General features: G+C 78.3%; 2 pseudogenes. Both read right to left on the reverse strand.

Annotation, left to right across the window (positions count from 1 at the left end):
• Positions 1–378, reverse strand: a pseudogene (locus NS354_RS13860) (hypothetical protein); the annotation flags it as partial.
• Positions 379–422: 44 nt separating this feature from the next.
• Positions 423–691 (reverse strand): annotated as a pseudogene (locus tag NS354_RS13020) (tRNA (adenosine(37)-N6)-threonylcarbamoyltransferase complex ATPase subunit type 1 TsaE); the annotation flags it as partial.

The raw sequence follows: 691 nt of genomic DNA on the forward strand, positions 1-691 counted from the left end.
CGGCGCCCTGCTGCGCGTGCCGGACGACGCCGGCGCCCCCGAGGCCACGGGCCCCGACCTCGTCGGCCGCGCCGAGGTGCTGGGCTCCTTCGCCACCGAGGACACCCGCTCCCACGCGGAGGCCACCGCGCCGGGGCTGCGTCGGCTCCTGGAGCAGGCCGGGGTGCCCGGCACGGCGCTGGGGCTCATCCTGGTCGGCATCGGCCCCGGCGCGGTGGCCTCCGCGTGGGAGCGGGTGTCCTCGGTGGCGAAGGAGCCCAGCACCTCGGCGCGGCCGACGAGGTCGGGGCCCGTGGCCTCGGGGGCGCCGGCGTCGTCCGGCACGCGCAGCAGGGCGCCGCTGGCGATGGAGGAGGTGTCGCAGCTGAGGATGAGCACCCGCCTAAGTGTAGTTCCCCCTCACGACGCACCCCCGGGGCGCGTCAGCCGCGCAGGGCGGCCTCCAGGCGCCGGGCCAGGTCCCGCCCGGCCTGCCCGGTCCAGCGGGGCCCGAACGCCGCCAGCCGGGCCCGACGCGGGTCCTCGTCGTCCTCGTCGCCCTCCACCACCGGGGCGGCCTCCCCCGTGGCCCGCTCCAGGGTCAGCTCCAGGCGAGACTCGGCCAGGTGCTCCACCAGCCCGCGCCCCCATTCCACGACGGTCACGGCCCGGTCCTGGGTGGCCTCCAGATCCAGGTCGTCCACCTCCTCGA

The sequence above is a fragment of the Leucobacter chromiiresistens genome, assembly GCF_001477055.1.
GTDB lineage: Bacteria > Actinomycetota > Actinomycetes > Actinomycetales > Microbacteriaceae > Leucobacter > Leucobacter chromiiresistens_A.